Below are 16696 nucleotides of genomic sequence, written 5' to 3'. Positions count from 1 at the left end.
TCGCTGACTTATGTATCAGAGCGTATGTCTCAGTGCTTAAGTATCAATTAAGTATCAAGAAGAGCAGCAAACAGTGACTGTGAGCCAAAAGATTTCGCACTTTTATCCGCGTCGCACCCTAGCCATTGTCGGTTGGTTTATGTGCGCACTGCTTTCTGGGTGTGCTAGCCGTGGATTTACTGGCTTTGAGGTCGCGCAGCAGCCATTAGTGTTGGCCGATGCCGACTTGAGCGAGCAGGTTAACGTGCAAAGCTATCGTGAAGGATTTGGCCAGCCACTGCGCGTCGGCATACAGCTGCAAAATCGTCAGGCGCAGCCGCTGACGCTGGAATACCGTTTGTACTGGTATGACGCGCAGGGCATTGAGCTGGATAATGATCCGACGCCATGGCAGCAAGTCACACTGAGCGCGCATCAGGTCTGGACGACCCGTATCACCGCGCAAGAGCCGCAAGCCACATCCTATCGTTTGCATGTGCGCCCACTCAGTAAAGCGGCATCGCTGCCAACTGGCAATATTGCGCCATGAATGATGCGCAAGACTCGTTGGTGCATGAGCTAAAGTCACTGCCGTGTTGGCCAGCGCCGGTGCAGGCGATTCGTCCGTTAACCGGGTTATCTGGTGGTAGTCTATTGATTGAGCTGTGCGATGGGCGGCGCTATGTTGCACGTAGCCAAAATACGCAGCTGCAGATGCAAGGTGTCAGTCGTGAGCGCGAGCGGCACCTGCTATGTGCAATTGGCGAGCAGGTAGCAAGTTCGGATTTTTTACCGCAGGTACTGTTTTACAATGCCCGTTGGTTAGTGGTGAGCTGGCTAGAAGGTTCGCCGTGGCCGCATACACTGGCTGACGATACGTGCGCACAACGCCATCTTGTTACCTTGATGCGTCGCTTCCATCCGGTTGATAGCGAACTGCAGCTAGATATTCCCAGCCGTTTGCAATTTTATCGTCAGCAACTTAGCGCAGAAAAACAACCTGAAGCGCTGTTTTCCCTGTGTGCGCGTTTTGCGTCTCTTCGCTCGCCCTGCTGGTGGTTTCCGGTACTGGCACATCATGATATCCATCCCGGAAATTTAGTGTCTGATGGCGCTACACTGGCGCTGATTGACTGGGAATATGCAGCGCGCAGCCCCTTAGCCTGTGAGCTAATTTTGCTGTTTGAGGCTAATGGATTTAATCGCGCGCAGCGTCAGCAGTTTTGTCGCTATTACGCCGAGGCTATCTATTCTACCGAGACAGTGTATGCCGCAGATAGCGAGTGCGATGACTCATCTGCTGCAGCACTGGAGGATTGGTTACACCGGTTACAACAGGATATCGTCAGCTGGCAGCCGTGGTGTGAAATGCTTATGGCGATGTGGAGTGCGATCCGCTTTGAGCAAACTGATGATGCGCAGTACGCTGTGTGGCGCGATAATTATCTAAAGGCCGCGGAGCAATCTTTAGGCAAACGTGAGTAAAGGCGAAGAATTTATCCCGATAGGCTGCTAGGTCGCATAGTTAGTGCTTCCTAACGGAATAGATTTTAAACGATGACCAGCGTGCTCGATTATGCCGGTCAGTAGATTGGACAACCTCTTTGCTAACGGTGCGAAGAATAGACTGGCGCGTTAGCGATGGGTAAGAAAGGAGAGACAATGTGGGTCCGGTAATGCTCGATGTGCTCGGTTACGAGCTGGATGCCGAAGAGCGCGAAATTTTACGTCACCCGTTGGTGGGGGGCGTGATTTTCTTTGCCCGTAATTACCATGATCGTGAGCAGATGCAGGCATTGGTTAGCGATATTCGTCGCACGGTGCAGCGTCCACTGTTGCTGGCGGTGGATCAGGAAGGCGGGCGTGTTCAGCGTTTTCGTGATGGCTTCACGCGTTTACCTGCACCACAGGCATTTTCCGCGTTAAACAGCTGGCCACAGGCGCTGGAGCTGGCGTTTGAAAGTGGCTGGATGATGGCAGCGGAATTATTGGCGCTGGATATCGATCTGAGTTTTGCGCCAGTGCTGGATTTGGGCCATACCTGTGCGGCGATCGGTGATCGGGCGTTTGATGAAGACCCGAAAAAAGCGCTGGATCTGGCACGCAGCTATATCGATGGTATGCACTGTGCGGGGATGGCGGTAACCGGTAAGCACTTCCCTGGCCATGGTGCAGTATTGGCGGATTCACACAAAGAAACGCCGCGCGATAATCGCTCGAAAGAGGAGATTTTTAGCCGCGATATGTCATTGTTCCGTCAGTTAAATCAAGAAGGGCGTCTGGATGCGATGATGCCTGCACACGTCATCTATACCGATTGCGATCCACGGCCAGCCAGCGGCTCATCCTACTGGTTGCAGGATGTGCTGCGTAAAGAGTTGCAGTTTGATGGCGTGATTTTCTCTGATGATTTGTCGATGGAAGGCGCGGCGGTCATGGGCTCCTACGCCGAGCGCGCTGCGGCATCATTAGCCGCGGGCTGTGACATGCTGCTGGTGTGCAATAATCGCGCGGGTGCGGTACAAGTGCTCGATACCTTGCCGCATCAAACATCTGGGCGTATATCGCGTCTGCTGCATAAGCCGGCTCCATCGCGCAGCGAATTGGAAGCCACTGCACGTTGGATCAATGCCCATGAGCGTTTACAAAATCTGGCTGCTGCTTGGCAGGCGCATAAAGAACATATGCACGGCTAATTGTTACCCTGTTTATGCGTATTCTTTATTTGTGTTAATCGTATTGAGCGCGGTTTTTAACCGCGCTTTTTTGATAGCTAACCTGAGTCATGTGTCAGTAAAAGCACGCATTTTACATTTCCAACCTTTGCCTTGCGCAATTGTGTGCAGATAAATTGCCGTTTTTATGTGTACAGTAAGATTGTATTAACCTCAACTCATAGCCTTATTGTAATGCGGCGCTGATTTTATTTTCTTTCTATACGTATTTATCCGCACAGGGCAACATTTCACATTTTTAATTGGCTATTGATTAACCTAGTTTTCAGGTTATGCGTATGTGTGTGATTCGTCTGATTGTATAACTATTCAACTAATTAATATAAAAGAAGAAAAACCATATTGAACGCTATGTTTATCTACCGACACGCTGGTTTTTTTATGGTTTGAATTGTATTATCAACAACCATGCTACAGGCGTAAGTCATCATTTATTCAGCCATCGGCTGACATCGAAAAATCAGGTTGTTGGGGTTCTATCCATAATGAAATGGGGAAAAAGACATATCAGCATTTGCGTGTGTATTTTTATTGTGCTGTTGAGTTCCCTGTTGTTACCCTCATTGCTCAATGAGCGGGTTGCCAAAGATATACTGATCTGGAAAATGGATAAGCTCGAGATCATGGCATTAAAACGCGATCAGCTGATTAAGCATACGATGATACAGGATATTGCAGATCTTAAATTTGATTGCGGTAAAGATGACATTGAAACATTGCGTAACTTGAACCTCTATAATAGCCAATTTCGGGTGCAAGGGATAAAGCTGGCTAACGGCTCAGGTTGTTCTAGTTTAGGCCCCGATCTGGATATTATTTCTCGGTCGCGAATGCAGCAATCTATGTATAAGCTGGATAACTATAATATCGGGATAACCAGTACAGCACAAAGCTATGGCGTGCATGGTGAGCAAGTTATTTTTGCTAATATCAACGGTAACTATGTTTATTGGGTGCTGAACGGTGCGTGGACTTACGAGCAATTACAGACACCATGCAAAGATTGTTTTTATATGGAGTATCATCCGAAATCATTGCAGTATAAAGCGCTCTCTTTCTCAACTGGGAATTATAGCATTTTAATGCAGCCGGAAGAGCAGCAACTTAGTGTGGCAAGGGAATATAATGGCATGATCTATAAACTCTATGCAGGGCAGGAGTTAATGGATTATACCTATGCCAAAATCCAGAGCATAGTGTATTTATTTATCGTGATAGCGCTAGGATTAATGGGCTTCTTTTATGCCATCATTTTCAATTATCAAAAATCATTAAGTGGATTACTGCATACAGGGCTAAAACGTCGTGAGTTTGTGCCTTTTTATCAGCCTGTTGTGGATGCCTCTACTGATAAGGTCGTCGGTTTTGAGGCTTTACTGCGCTGGCAGCATAAAGGCGATACGATTTGCCCGAGTACCTTCATTGATTATGCTGAGAAAAAAGGCATTATCCTGCCAATTACTGAGCAATTGATGGAGCGTGTGATTGATGATTTGAAAAACATTCCAGACACCTTGTGGGTGAGTATCAATGTGGTGCCTGAGCAGATAGAAAATGGCTCGCTGTATAAGATGCTAGCAAAAAATCGCTGGCCGTATAGCAATCGCTTGTGCTTTGAAATTACTGAACGCATTAAAGTCGATGATTTCGAAACTGCTGCGCGAGAAATAGCTAAAATAAAGTTGTTTGGTTATCGATTTAAGTTGGATGATTTTGGCACGGGTTATGGAGGGTTTTCCTATATCCAAAAACTGGGTGTGGATGAAATAAAAATAGATAAAATGTTTGTCGATACCATTGGTGTCGATGATCTCAAGCGTGATGTATTGGATTCAATTATTGCTTTTTCTAAAGAGTCGCATATGGATGTGATTGCAGAAGGGGTAGAAACCAAAACACAGCTCACGTATTTACTGGCGCGTGGAATTCATTTGATTCAGGGCTTTATATATGCCAAACCGCTCTCTTTTGAGCATTTGAAAGTGTGGCTCACAGAACCCAGACGGCACTAATGGTAAATTAAGCATCATCGTGGATGAACTAATTTGCCGTGAACGGCCGAGGAGCCAATGAGCATTACCGATATACTGCACAGCCAAGACGTCTATTTTTGTACTGATGAAGCGCTGGCACAAGCACAGCAACAGTGTCTGGAAATTCTGTATGACTTTAACCAGACACGCCCATCGGAGATGCCTCGGCGTCAGGCGCTACTTGAGCAGTTATTGGCCGAAGTGGGCACCAATTGTTACATTGAACCGCCGTTGCGGGCTAACTGGGGGCGACATACCCACCTAGGCCATCATGTGTATGCCAATTTTAACCTGACGCTGGTGGATGACACCCACATCTACATTGGCGATCACGTGATGATTGGGCCGAATGTGACGCTGGCGACAGCAGGTCATCCGATTGATCCCGAGTATCGCAAGCGCTTGGCGCAGTTTAACTTACCGGTGCGGATCGGGAACAATGTTTGGATTGGCGCCGGTTGCGTGGTGTTGCCGGGGGTTACCATCGGTGAAAACAGCGTGATTGGTGCTGGCAGCATTGTGACGCGTGATATTCCTGCCAATGTGGTGGCTTTCGGTAACCCATGCGCTGTGGTGCGACCGATCAGTGAGCGCGATCGTGAGTTTTACTATAAAGATCGTCGGATAACGTTGCCGCTGTCCTGATTTTCCCTCTTTTTAGCTTGTCGCGCAGGTCAGCTCGTTGTTGGTTGGCCTGCGTATGTTTCGTTTTCTTCCTTCCCTCCCATTTTCTCGCTTGTCTTTTGTCATTGGTGAGGCGGGATTTTATCTCTCGATGGCACGGCTATGCTTGATAGATTGGATTTGATGATTACATTTTATGCAAGCGTTAGCGAATCGTAACAATATAACGCTATGGTCGGCGCTGTTGTGACGATTATGCTGAGAAAACTCAAGCGCGAGGCGAAAGATTTCTGTATCGCGTGGAATCAAAACAGTAACTCAGAAATGGCTATATCAAACGCACGGAAAACGGGCGTGGAGGAAATATGACAACGCAACCTAGCAAGTTACCAACTCCAGATCATGCTGAGCACAATGCATTTTTCCCTTCAGCATTTTCGTTAAGTCAGTTTACCAGCTCTAAATCTGATCTCAGCGGGGCAGATTACGCCAAACCGTACCGCGGCAAGCACAAGATCTTGCTGATTGCTGCCGACGAGCGTTATTTGCCGACCGATACCGGTGCGCTGTTCTCAACCGGTAACCACCCAGTCGAAACGCTGTTGCCGATGTATCACTTGCATCAGGCCGGTTTTGAATTCGAGGTCGCGACGGTATCTGGTTTGATGGTCAAGTTTGAACATTGGGCGATGCCGAACGAAGATGAGGCGATTGTCGGTTTGTATAACCACTATCTGCCACAGTTTATGCGCCCGCGTAAATTGCAGGATGTGGTCAGCCAGCTCACGCCAGACAGTGAGTATGCAGGGGTCTTTATTCCTGGTGGACATGGCGCGCTGATTGGTTTGCCATCCAGTGAGGCGATCGCTGAGACACTGCGTTGGGCATTGGCCAATGATCGTTATGTGATTTCTCTTTGCCATGGTCCGGCAGCATTTTTGGCGTTGTCGCACGGCGCAAACCCACTGCAAGGTTACGCGATTTGTGCCTTCCCAGATGCCGCCGATAAGCAAACCCCCGATATCGGGTATATGCCAGGGCAGTTAACCTGGTTCTTTGGTGAGCAGCTGCAGAAAATGGGACTGACACTGATGAACCAAGATATTACCGGGATGGTGCATAAAGACCGCAAAGTGCTGACCGGGGACAGCCCATTTGCCGCCAACGCATTGGGTAAACTGGCCGCCGAGGAGCTGCTCAAGGCTTACGTAGACTAAGTTTCTCGTAATTTGGAAAGCCGATTCCAAATACGGGCAAATACCCAATAGGCACCAATGAAAAATAAGCCGGAGAGTGCACCCGTTGATAATAGGTCCGCTTTCTGGCTTTTTTATGGGTGATTCAGGTTATTAAGCTGGTTAAGCGGCGGGGCTCGGTGTGACGGGGAAGCGCTCATGCTGAACTATGAGCAAGCGTTACGTTTATGCACATGACATGTCATCAAATTACTCCCCATAAGCGATAGCAAATTTGCTTTTCTCCTCAAAACTTTATAACCCTTGTAATGATAGAGTGTCAGTGTAGGCGGTGTATCTACAGAGCCTTCTGGCCGCAAGCATCAGACAAGGAGTAACAAGCATGATCATCTATTTGCACGGGTTTGATTCAACCAGTCCGGGTAACCACGAAAAAGTACTGCAATTGCAGTTTATCGATCCGGATGTGCGGTTTATCAGTTACAGCACTTTGCACCCGCGGCATGACATGCAGCACCTGCTCAAAGAAGTGCACAAAGCAGTACAGCTGTGCGGTGATCAAAAACCACTGATTTGCGGTGTGGGGCTGGGGGGATATTGGGCTGAGCGAATTGGCTACCTGTGTGGCTTACGTCAGGTGATGTTTAACCCGAATTTGCATCCCGAACAAAACATGACCGGAAAGATTGACCGGCCGGAAGAATATGAAGATATTGCGACCAAGTGTGTAGAAAACTTCCGTAAAAAAAATGAGGGAAATTGTCTGGTGATCCTTTCCACTCAGGATGAAGTGTTGGATAATCGGCTTACTCAGGAAGAGCTGAACGATTTTTACGAAATAGTCTGGGATGACAAGCAATCCCATAAATTTAAAAACATTTCTCATCACCTTCAGCGCATTAAGGCGTTTAAGCTGCAGGATTGAGGGGCGACCGGAACCGGTAAAAAATGCCCGTTCCGGTGACTCAGACGTGATGCAGTTAGAACAGGTAGCCTTGCGCGGTTGGTGTAAGTTTTTTTCATTCTGACCAAATAAGTTGTAACGAGGGCTACGCCTTGAAAAGAATCATTGTTGTTGGCGGCGGCGCCGGGGGACTTGAGTTAGTTACCCGTCTGGGCGATAAACTGGGCCGTAAGGGCAAAGCTGAAATCATTCTGATTGACCGCAGTCAGACCCACCTGTGGAAACCTCTGCTGCACGAAGTGGCCACTGGCTCTATGGATGATGGCGTTGATGCGCTGAGCTACCGCGCTCAGGCACGTAACCATCACTTCCAGTTCCAGCAGGGCACTCTGGTAGATATCGATCGTGAGCGTCGCTCGGTCAAGCTGGCGGAAATCCGTGATGAAGACAACGAACTGCTGGTGCCAGAGCGCGAGCTGTTCTTTGATATTCTGGTCATGGCGCTGGGCAGCAAATCCAACGACTTCCGCACTGAAGGTGTGGCTGATAACTGTATCTTCCTCGATAGCCCAGATCAGGCGAATCGCTTCCATGAGCAGATGCTGAATCTGTTTATGAAGTTCTCGGCACAGCCAGAAAAGCAGGAAAAAGTGAACATTGCCATTGTGGGTGGTGGCGCGACGGGCGTTGAGCTGTCGGCTGAGCTGCACAATGCGGTTAAACAGCTGCACCGTTATGGCTTTGATGCGCTGGATAGCCGTCACCTGAACGTCACGCTGGTGGAAGCCGGTGAGCGTATTCTGCCAGCACTGCCAGTGCGTATCTCTTCTGCGGCGCATCTGGAGCTGACCAAGCTGGGCGTGAATGTGCGCACCAACACCATGGTGACCAAAGCGGAAAGCAACGGTCTGCATACCAAAGATGGTGAGTTTATCCCCGCTGAGCTGATGGTATGGGCCGCAGGTATCAAGGCACCGGATTTCCTGAAGGATATCGCGGGTCTGGAAACCAACCGTATCAACCAGCTGGTAGTTGAGCCAACACTGCAAACCACGCGCGACTCCAACATTTTCGCCATTGGTGACTGTGCTAGCTGTCCACAAACTGACGGTACTTTTGTACCGCCACGCGCGCAAGCAGCGCACCAGATGGCTAGCCTGTGCTACCAGAACATCGTGGCACTGATGGAAGGGCGTACCCTGAAGAACTATGTCTATAACGACAAAGGCTCTTTGGTTTCCCTGTCTAAATTCAGTACCGTGGGTAGCCTGATGGGGAACCTGATGCGCGGCTCGATGATGATTGAAGGCCGTATCGCGCGTATCGCGTATATTTCACTGTACCGTATGCACCAGATGGCGCTGCATGGTTACGTGAAAACCGGCTTGATGATGCTGGTAGGCGGTATCAACCGTGTGATCCGTCCGACACTGAAACTGCACTGATTTCGCGTTTTACTGCGGCTACGGCTATGCTTACTTTGTGTGGATAGCCGTATGACTTCTTGGCCATAATTTCAGTGATTATTGTTAAGATCATGCAGTCATACCGGATAGGCAAAAACACCGCTCAATGAGCGGTGTTTTTTTATGCCAGTGTTTTGGTTATGCGCTTGTGCGCTGTTACGCTCGATTAGCTGATTTTGTGGGCTTCAAAACCACTCAGTAACTGCTCGATATAGGCCAATCGCTTGGCGCGATCGGTGAAGATCCCGAAGAACTTCAGCTTGTTCGGCCCATCAAGTCGGAACTCATGCGGATTATGCAGCAAGGAAATCAGATACGCCGGGCTAATATTCGGCTGATCGTTAAACTCCACATAACCGCCATTGTCAGCGCCTTCGATACGGCGAATGCCCAGCTGATGTGCGCGCAGGCGGATTTTCGCCACTTGCAGCAAGTTGCGTGTGGCATCTGGCAATAAGCCAAAGCGGTCGATGATTTCGACTTTCAGCTCATCCAATTGCGCGGCATCTTCAGCGCTGGCAATGCGCTTATACAGGGAAAGGCGCATATTAACGTCAGGCAGATAGTCATCCGGCAGCAGAGCTGGCACTCGCAGCTCCACTTCGGTCTGACCACGCGTCAGATCATCCAGTGACGGCTCTCGACCATGTTTCAGCGCGTCGACTGCGTTTTCCAGCATTTCCATATACAGGCTAAAGCCGACCGACTCAATCTGACCGCTTTGATCGTCGCCCAGCAGCTCACCGGCGCCGCGAATTTCCAAATCGTGGGTTGCTAAGGCAAAGCCCGCACCCAAATCTTCCAGCGAGGCGATCGCTTCCAAGCGCTTACGCGCATCGTCGGTCATGCGCTTCGGTGGTGGCGTGAGTAAGTACGCATAAGCCTGATGGTGTGAACGACCCACGCGGCCACGCAGCTGGTGCAACTGTGCCAGACCGAAGTGGTCAGCATCATCAATGATGATGGTGTTGGCGGTCGGTACGTCGATACCGGTTTCGATGATGGTGGTACATACCAGCACGTTGAAGCGTTGGTGGTAGAAGTCCGACATCACGCGCTCCAGATCGCGCTCACGCATCTGGCCATGACCGATGGTGATGCGCGCTTCCGGTACCAGCTTCGCCAGTTTTTCTGCGGTTTTCTCAATGGTCTCTACGCTGTTGTGCAGATAATAGACCTGACCACCACGCAGTACTTCACGCAAAATGGCCTCGCGAATAGTGCGCTCATCATGCTCTCGCACGAAGGTCTTCACTGCCATCCGGCGTGCCGGTGGAGTCGCGATGATGGAGAGATCGCGCATGCCACTCATCGCCATGTTCAGCGTACGTGGAATCGGCGTCGCGGTGAGGGTCAGAATATCCACATCGGCGCGCAGCGCTTTGATTTTTTCTTTCTGACGCACCCCAAAGCGGTGCTCTTCATCCACGATCAGCAGACCTAACTGCTTAAACTTCACATCGCCCTGCAGCAGTTTGTGGGTGCCGATGAGGATATCCACTTTCCCTTCGCGCACATCTTCCAGCACTTGCTGTTGCTCTTTAGCGGTACGGAAGCGAGACAACACTTCAATGCGCACCGGCCAGTTGGCAAAACGGTCACGGAAGTTTTCAAAGTGCTGCTGCGCCAGCAGGGTGGTGGGCACTAATACCGCGACTTGGCGATGGTTGATGACCGACAAAAACGCGGCGCGCATCGCCACTTCGGTTTTACCAAAGCCCACATCACCACAAACCAGTCGATCCATCGCCACCGGTTGGGTCATGTCAGTCAGTACTGCGTTGATTGCATTGAGCTGATCATCGGTTTCATCAAACGGGAAACTGGTGCAGAACTGGCGATATTGCTCGCGATCGTGCTTGAACGCAAAACCGGGCTTAATAGCGCGGCGTGCGTAGATATCGAGCAATTCAGCGGCCACATCGCGCACTTTCTCTGCTGCTTTACCGCGCGCTCGTGCCCAGGCTTCGCCGCCCAGTTTGTGTAGTGGTGCGCTTTCTTCCGCGCCGCCGCTATAGCGGCTAATCAAATGCAGCGATGACACCGGCACATACAGCTTGGCGTCATTGGCATAGGTGAGGATCATGTATTCCGCGGTGACCCCGCCGGTCTCCAGCGTGGTGAGGCCACCGTAGCGACCAACCCCGTGCTCCAGATGCACCACGGGCTGCCCGATACGCAGCTCGGCTAAGTTGCGAATGATGGTATCGGTGTTGATGGCTTTGCGGTTATCACGGCGGCGCTGGCTGACGCGCGCCCCGAGCAGATCGCTTTCACAGATAAAGGCCAGCGCGCTACTTGCGTCAGCCTCTGACTCACTTTCTGGCGTGAGTACAAACCCCGACTCAGCAGCGCCTATCATCAGCGCCCGCGAGACGGTGCGGCTGTCGGCCAAATTCTGGATCGTTTGCGGACGCAATTTCAGCGGTGTCAGCAAATCGAGTAGCGTTTCTCGCCGACCTTCACTTTCTACCGAAAACACCACATTGCCGCGAAACTCTTCTAAGAAGCGGCGCAGAGCCTGCAGTGGCTCTTTATGTTGATGTTGTAAACGGATATCCGGCAACGCGCTAAGCGGCAAATTGCTGCGTCCTGCGCGCGGCTCTACCGCGTCTTTTTGCAGATGGACATTGGGGTAGCTTTTCAGGTTGGCATTGAGCTCATCCAAACGTTGCCAGAGAACGGGCGGTGCCAGCAGCGGCCGCATCGGGTCGACGCCGCGATCGTGGTAACGATGTTCGGCATCGGCATAAAAGCGGGTCGCCGCATCTTGAATATCGCCGACGCTGACAATCAGCGTATTGCTTGGCAGATGGTCGAACAAGGTAGTCATCTGCTCGAAAAACAGCGGCTGCCAATATTCGATACCGGCGGGCAGGGTGCCTTTGCTGACTTGCTGATAGACGTGTTCCGGATCGCGACGGATTTCAAACTGCTCGCGCCAGCGACTGCGAAATCCTTCGATGGCATTTTTATCGGTTGGAAATTCGCGCGCCGGTAACAAGTTGATGTGATCCACTTCTTCCAGCGTGCGCTGAGAGTCAGGGTCAAAGGTGCGAATCGAGTCAATTTCGTCATCGAAAAAATCAAGACGAAACGGTGTCTGGCTGCCCATCGGGAACAGATCCAGCAGTGCGCCACGGGTGGCAAACTCACCGTGCTCCATCACTTGCTCGGCTGGGCGATACCCAGCTTGCTCTAACTGACCCCGCAGTTTCGACAGCGATAATCGCTCACCTTTTTTTACCACCAAGGCATGCGACAGCAAAAACTCGCGCGGACATACCCGCTGCATCAAGGTGTTGACCGGCATGATCAGCAGCCCTTGTTGCAAGGTCGGCAAGCGATACAGCGTTGATAAACGTTCCGAGATGATATCTTGGTGTGGTGAGAAGCTATCGTACGGCAGGGTTTCCCAATCCGGGAATAACTCCAGCGGCTGGGCGCTGAACTCACGAATTTCTTGGGCAAGACGCAGTGCCATCTGGCTGTCTTTGGTGACCAGTAGCACCGGCCCTTGATGCTGCGTACTGATTTGCGCGGCGGCCAGTGCCAGCGCAGCGCCCTGCAATTGACCAAAATAGCGGTGGTCGCCTGCTTTATCTGGCAGGCTCAGATTCAGAAATGGTAACGTCATGGATTAGTCTTTGACCCTGAGCTCGGCACGTTGCTTGAGTTGCTGCTGCTGCTCGTGCAGGGCGGCACGAATCAGTAAGTCCTGATCTTTGTCGCGCAGGCGGATAAAACGGATCTGCACCAACGGCCGACCGTCTTCAATGCTGACTTCACTCACTTCGCCATAGGCATACACGGCGGCGGCAGGCTGACTCAAAAACAGTTTAATACGCATGATACTGCCACTGGCAGGCGGCGTATCGGCAAAATAACTAAAACCACCGGCACTGAAAGAGTGCGTCAGGTGCCGTAAGTGCGGTTGATCTTCTTGCGCCAGAATATAGTTTACGACCAGATCGATTTTCTGCTGCTGAATGCGCAAAAATCCCATCAAATCATCGGCGGCACTGCCAATATTGCGCAGCGAGCGGATACTGCTGATATCCAGATGCGCAGTTTCGGCGGCAATGCGAAACGGCAGAGGAATTTCTTCATCAAACCGGGCGTCATCCGGTAAGGTTTCATCGGCACGGAGCGGAATAATGTTGACCGACAGGTGTTGATGGACAGAGAAAAACTGCGCTTGTTCCATAGCGATACTCCGGTTCATGCGGTATTGCTTCCATTATCAGGGAAGATGCTGACAGATGAAAGACAGAGCGACTGGTACACAGTCGAAGCTTGGCAAAAAGTGCCATATTGTTTGCTTTGTGTCCGATGAAAACGCGTTGTGGAAGTATAGTTGTGTAAGTTTTGCTTTAAATAGTGAATAATATCACTCTATCAGGTTACGTGTTTAATCCGCAGGATGCGAAAAGGAAATTCTTTTCTGTTTCATCGGGTTGATATAATTTTCATTTTTTACGGTCAAGCATATTCCTATGTTTAATCCGGCTTCTGTTTTTATCGGGGTGCGTTATCTGCGCGGACGTACCGGCGACCGGTTCGGACGCTTTGTCAGCCGTTTATCCACCATCGGGATCACCCTTGGGGTATTGGCTCTGATTATTGTTCTTTCCGTGATGAACGGCTTTGAACAGGAACTGAAAAACAACACCCTGAGCTTGATGCCACAAGCGTTGGTGACCTCTGAAAGCGGTTCGATTGATCCGAAGGCGGTGCCATTCTCCAGCTTAAGTCAAATCCCTGATGTCGTGCGACACACGTCGATGGTGATGGGGGATGTGATCATCCAAAGCGCCCAAAGTATCGGTGCTGGCGTCATGTTGGGCATTGATCCGAAAGATGGCGACCCGTTAGCGCCTTATCTGGTGGACTCTTCCTTGGATTCGCTTAAAGCAGGCGAATACCACGTGATCCTCGGTGATACCTTGGCCGGTCAACTCGGTGTGTTGCCGGGTGACAAAGTGCGCTTGATGGTTACCGATGCGTCACAATTCACACCAATGGGCCGCATCCCAAGCCAGCGTCTGTTCACGGTATCCGGCGTGTTTGCGGCGGGCAGTGATGTGGATTCATCCCAAGTGCTGGTCAACATTCAAGACGCGGCGCGCTTACTGCGCTTACCGGCTGGGCATATCAGCGGCTGGCGCTTATTTATGCAAGATCCGTTTGATGTGGCTACCGCCGCCGATGCCCCATTACCGAAAGGGCTGGTGTGGCAGGATTGGCGCGCCCGTAAAGGCGAGCTGTTCCAAGCGGTGCGCATGGAAAAAAACATGATGGGCCTGCTACTGAGCCTGATCATCACGGTCGCGGCGTTTAACATCATTACTTCTTTGAGTCTGATGGTGATGGAAAAACAAGGTGAAGTGGCGATTTTGCAAACTTTGGGCCTCACACCACGTCAGATCATGATGATTTTTATCACGCAAGGGGCGTCGGCCGGTGTGGTTGGTGCTGTGTGTGGCGGCATTTTAGGAAGCCTGATTGCCGTGTATCTCAACCCGATATTGTCCCTGTTGGGCGTGAACCTGCTGCAGGGCGCGCGTTTGCCGGTTGATGTGTCGGTATGGCAAGTTTCTGCGATTGTTGTTTTTGCGGTGCTAGTGGCACTGCTGTCTACTTTATATCCTGCTTGGCGCGCATCAGCTGTCAAACCTGCCGAGGCATTACGTTATGAATAAGCCCTTATTAGTCTGTGAGAATCTGGTCAAAACTTACCGCGAAGGCAACATGGAAACCGAGGTTTTACGCGGTGTCTCATTTGGGCTGGAGCAGGGTGAGCTGGTGGCGGTGGTCGGAAGTTCCGGCTCCGGTAAAAGTACGCTGCTGCATTTGCTAGGCGGTCTGGATAAACCCAGTGATGGCCGTGTGCTGTTTCAAGGGCAAGATGTGTATGCCATGAGCAACAGTGCGCAAGCAAAGCTGCGTAACGAGCACATCGGCTTCGTGTATCAGTTCCATCATCTGCTGGCTGATTTTACCGCGTTGGAAAACGTGGCGATGCCACTGCTGATTGCAGGGGAAAAACCGTCCGTTGCGTCACAACGTGCGCAAGAGATGCTGACTGCTGTCGGCTTGGCGCGCCGGATTCATCATCGTCCGTCGGAAGTGTCTGGTGGTGAGCGCCAGCGAATCGCCATCGCCCGTGCGCTGGTCAATCAGCCTTCGTTAGTGCTGGCCGATGAACCTACCGGTAATCTGGACCAACGTACCGCCGATGGTATTTTTGAGCTGCTTGGCGAGTTGAATGCCCGCCACGGCACGGCATTTTTGGTGGTGACGCACGATCTGAACTTGGCGGCGCGTTTGAGTCGTCAGTTGGAAATGCGTGATGGTCTGTTGACCCGTGAACTCTCCTTAAGTGCGGGAGGACGTTGATGTTCCGCCCGTTATCACTTTTTCTGGCTTTACGTTACAGCCGCGCGACTCGTCGCAGCGGCATGGTGTCGTTTATCTCGGTGATCTCTACTTTAGGGATCGCACTGGGGGTCGCGGTGCTGATTGTGGGCTTAAGTGCCATGAACGGCTTTCAGCGTGAGCTGAATAACCGCATTTTGGCGGTAGTACCGCACGGTGAAATTACCCCAGTTGAAGGCAGTTTATCTGATTGGAAGCTGGTGCAAACCCGTTTACAGCGCCATCCTGGCATTGTGGCTACCGCGCCGTATGTCTCTTTCACCGCGTTGGCTGATCAAGGCACTAAACTGAAAGCGATTCAGGTGAAAGGGGTAGATCCGCAGGCAGAAGCCAAAATCAGTGCCTTGCCTCAGTTTGTGCTGGGCGATGCGTGGAAAAATTTCCGTGCCGGTGAAAACCAGCTGATCTTAGGCAAGGGCGTTGCGGATTCGTTGGGGTTGAAGGTCGGCGATTGGCTGACTTTGATGATTCCAAACCCTGATCCGGAAATGAAACTGCGTCAACCCAAGCGTATTCGCTTACAAGTCAGTGGGCTGTTGCAATTGCATGGTCAGCTGGATCACAGCTTTGCCATGGTGCCATTGGCCGATGCGCAGCAATATTTGGATCTGGGCAATAACGTCAGCGGCGTGGCCATGAAGGTGGATAAAGTTTTCGAAGCCTCGAAAATTGTCCGTGATGCGGGTCGTTTGACCGGTGTGTATGGCTATGTGCGCAGCTGGATGGGCACTTACGGCTACATGTACCGCGATATCCAGATGGTGCGCGTGATCATGTATCTGGCGATGGTGCTGGTTATCGGTGTGGCTAGCTTTAATATTGTCTCCACACTGGTGATGGCCGTGAAAGATAAGCAAGGCGACATTGCTGTCTTGCGTACCATGGGCGCGAATAACCGTTTGGTGCGAAATATCTTTATCTGGTACGGCATGATGGCCGGTATGGTCGGCTGCGTATTCGGTACGATCGCCGGTATCTTGCTATCATTAAATTTGACCCAGATTATTCGGGGTCTCGAAACGCTGATCGGGCATAAGTTTCTCTCCGGCGATATCTATTTTGTTGATTTTCTTCCCAGCGAATTGCAAGCACAAGATGTGATACTGGTGGTGCTCACCGCCGTAGGCTTGAGTTTGCTCGCCAGTATCTATCCGGCATGGCGAGCGACCCGCATCGATCCGGCTCGGGTTCTTAGCGGACAGTAATCGACTCAACTCGCGGGCGCATCAGCGCCCGTATGTTTTATGATTTCCCGCAACAGGGAAAGAACACCACAGAGGATGGCCAATGTATATGGATATCAGTGTGTTTTCTCCGGTTC

Annotated in this window: 13 protein-coding genes; 11 read left to right on the top strand and 2 right to left on the bottom strand. The window is 51.1% G+C overall.

From position 1 onward, the window contains the following. Positions 1–79 precede the first annotated feature (79 nt). From L975_RS13675 to L975_RS13640, 8 genes are all read left to right on the top strand, one after another. Complete coding sequence (locus L975_RS13675) at positions 80–529, top strand: YcfL family protein (protein ID WP_156121217.1); 450 nt, start codon at positions 80–82, stop codon at positions 527–529. Next, positions 526–1464, top strand: coding sequence for a phosphotransferase (locus L975_RS13670; RefSeq protein ID WP_047709040.1), 939 nt, complete (start codon positions 526–528; stop codon positions 1462–1464). The genes L975_RS13675 and L975_RS13670 overlap by 4 nt, the downstream gene beginning before the upstream one ends. A gap of 179 nt (positions 1465–1643) precedes the next feature. Further along, entirely contained in the window at positions 1644–2675 is a 1032-nt protein-coding gene (nagZ, locus tag L975_RS13665; RefSeq protein WP_047709039.1) for a beta-N-acetylhexosaminidase, read from the top strand. Positions 2676–3319: 644 nt separating this feature from the next. Continuing rightward, on the top strand, positions 3320–4726 hold the full coding sequence (locus L975_RS13660) for an EAL domain-containing protein (RefSeq protein ID WP_177326646.1): 1407 nt from the start codon (positions 3320–3322) through the stop codon (positions 4724–4726). Positions 4727–4783: 57 nt separating this feature from the next. After that, on the top strand, positions 4784–5392 hold the full coding sequence (locus L975_RS13655; protein ID WP_039044839.1) for a sugar O-acetyltransferase: 609 nt from the start codon (positions 4784–4786) through the stop codon (positions 5390–5392). A gap of 344 nt (positions 5393–5736) precedes the next feature. Beyond that, positions 5737–6588 (top strand): glyoxalase III HchA, encoded by an 852-nt coding sequence (gene hchA, locus L975_RS13650; protein ID WP_047709037.1) that lies wholly within the window; start codon positions 5737–5739, stop codon positions 6586–6588. A gap of 361 nt (positions 6589–6949) precedes the next feature. Continuing rightward, on the top strand, positions 6950–7492 hold the full coding sequence (gene ycfP, locus L975_RS13645) for an alpha/beta hydrolase YcfP (RefSeq protein ID WP_010863875.1): 543 nt from the start codon (positions 6950–6952) through the stop codon (positions 7490–7492). Positions 7493–7623: 131 nt separating this feature from the next. Beyond that, a complete protein-coding gene (locus L975_RS13640) occupies positions 7624–8916 on the top strand; it encodes an NAD(P)/FAD-dependent oxidoreductase (RefSeq protein WP_010863874.1) in 1293 nt (430 codons plus the stop codon). A gap of 187 nt (positions 8917–9103) precedes the next feature. Here L975_RS13640 and mfd read toward each other — a convergent pair whose 3' ends face one another. Together mfd and L975_RS13630 are read right to left on the bottom strand one after the other, a co-directional pair. Beyond that, positions 9104–12574, bottom strand: coding sequence for a transcription-repair coupling factor (gene mfd / locus L975_RS13635; protein WP_047709036.1), 3471 nt, complete (start codon positions 12572–12574; stop codon positions 9104–9106). Between the two features lie 3 nt (positions 12575–12577). Continuing rightward, positions 12578–13144 (bottom strand): PilZ domain-containing protein, encoded by a 567-nt coding sequence (locus L975_RS13630; RefSeq protein WP_010863872.1) that lies wholly within the window; start codon positions 13142–13144, stop codon positions 12578–12580. A gap of 289 nt (positions 13145–13433) precedes the next feature. Between L975_RS13630 and lolC the strand changes: the two genes are divergently transcribed. The 3 genes from lolC to lolE are packed head-to-tail and all read left to right on the top strand — an operon-like array spanning position 13434 to position 16580. Continuing rightward, a complete protein-coding gene (gene lolC, locus L975_RS13625; protein WP_047709035.1) occupies positions 13434–14639 on the top strand; it encodes a lipoprotein-releasing ABC transporter permease subunit LolC in 1206 nt (401 codons plus the stop codon). After that, positions 14632–15336 carry a lipoprotein-releasing ABC transporter ATP-binding protein LolD gene (gene lolD, locus L975_RS13620; protein WP_010863870.1) on the top strand — a complete coding sequence of 235 codons (705 nt, stop codon included), beginning with the start codon at positions 14632–14634 and terminating at the stop codon, positions 15334–15336. The genes lolC and lolD overlap by 8 nt, the downstream gene beginning before the upstream one ends. Beyond that, positions 15336–16580 carry a lipoprotein-releasing ABC transporter permease subunit LolE gene (lolE, locus tag L975_RS13615; RefSeq protein ID WP_039044835.1) on the top strand — a complete coding sequence of 415 codons (1245 nt, stop codon included), beginning with the start codon at positions 15336–15338 and terminating at the stop codon, positions 16578–16580. Before lolD ends, lolE begins: the two co-directional genes overlap by 1 nt. Positions 16581–16696: the final 116 nt, after the last annotated feature.

It is taken from the genome of Plesiomonas sp. ZOR0011, from assembly GCF_000800945.1.
Taxonomy (GTDB): domain Bacteria; phylum Pseudomonadota; class Gammaproteobacteria; order Enterobacterales; family CAMTGL01; genus Plesiomonas; species Plesiomonas shigelloides.
Note: the sequence above shows the minus strand (reverse complement) of the source record. Positions and strands in the feature narration are given on the sequence as shown.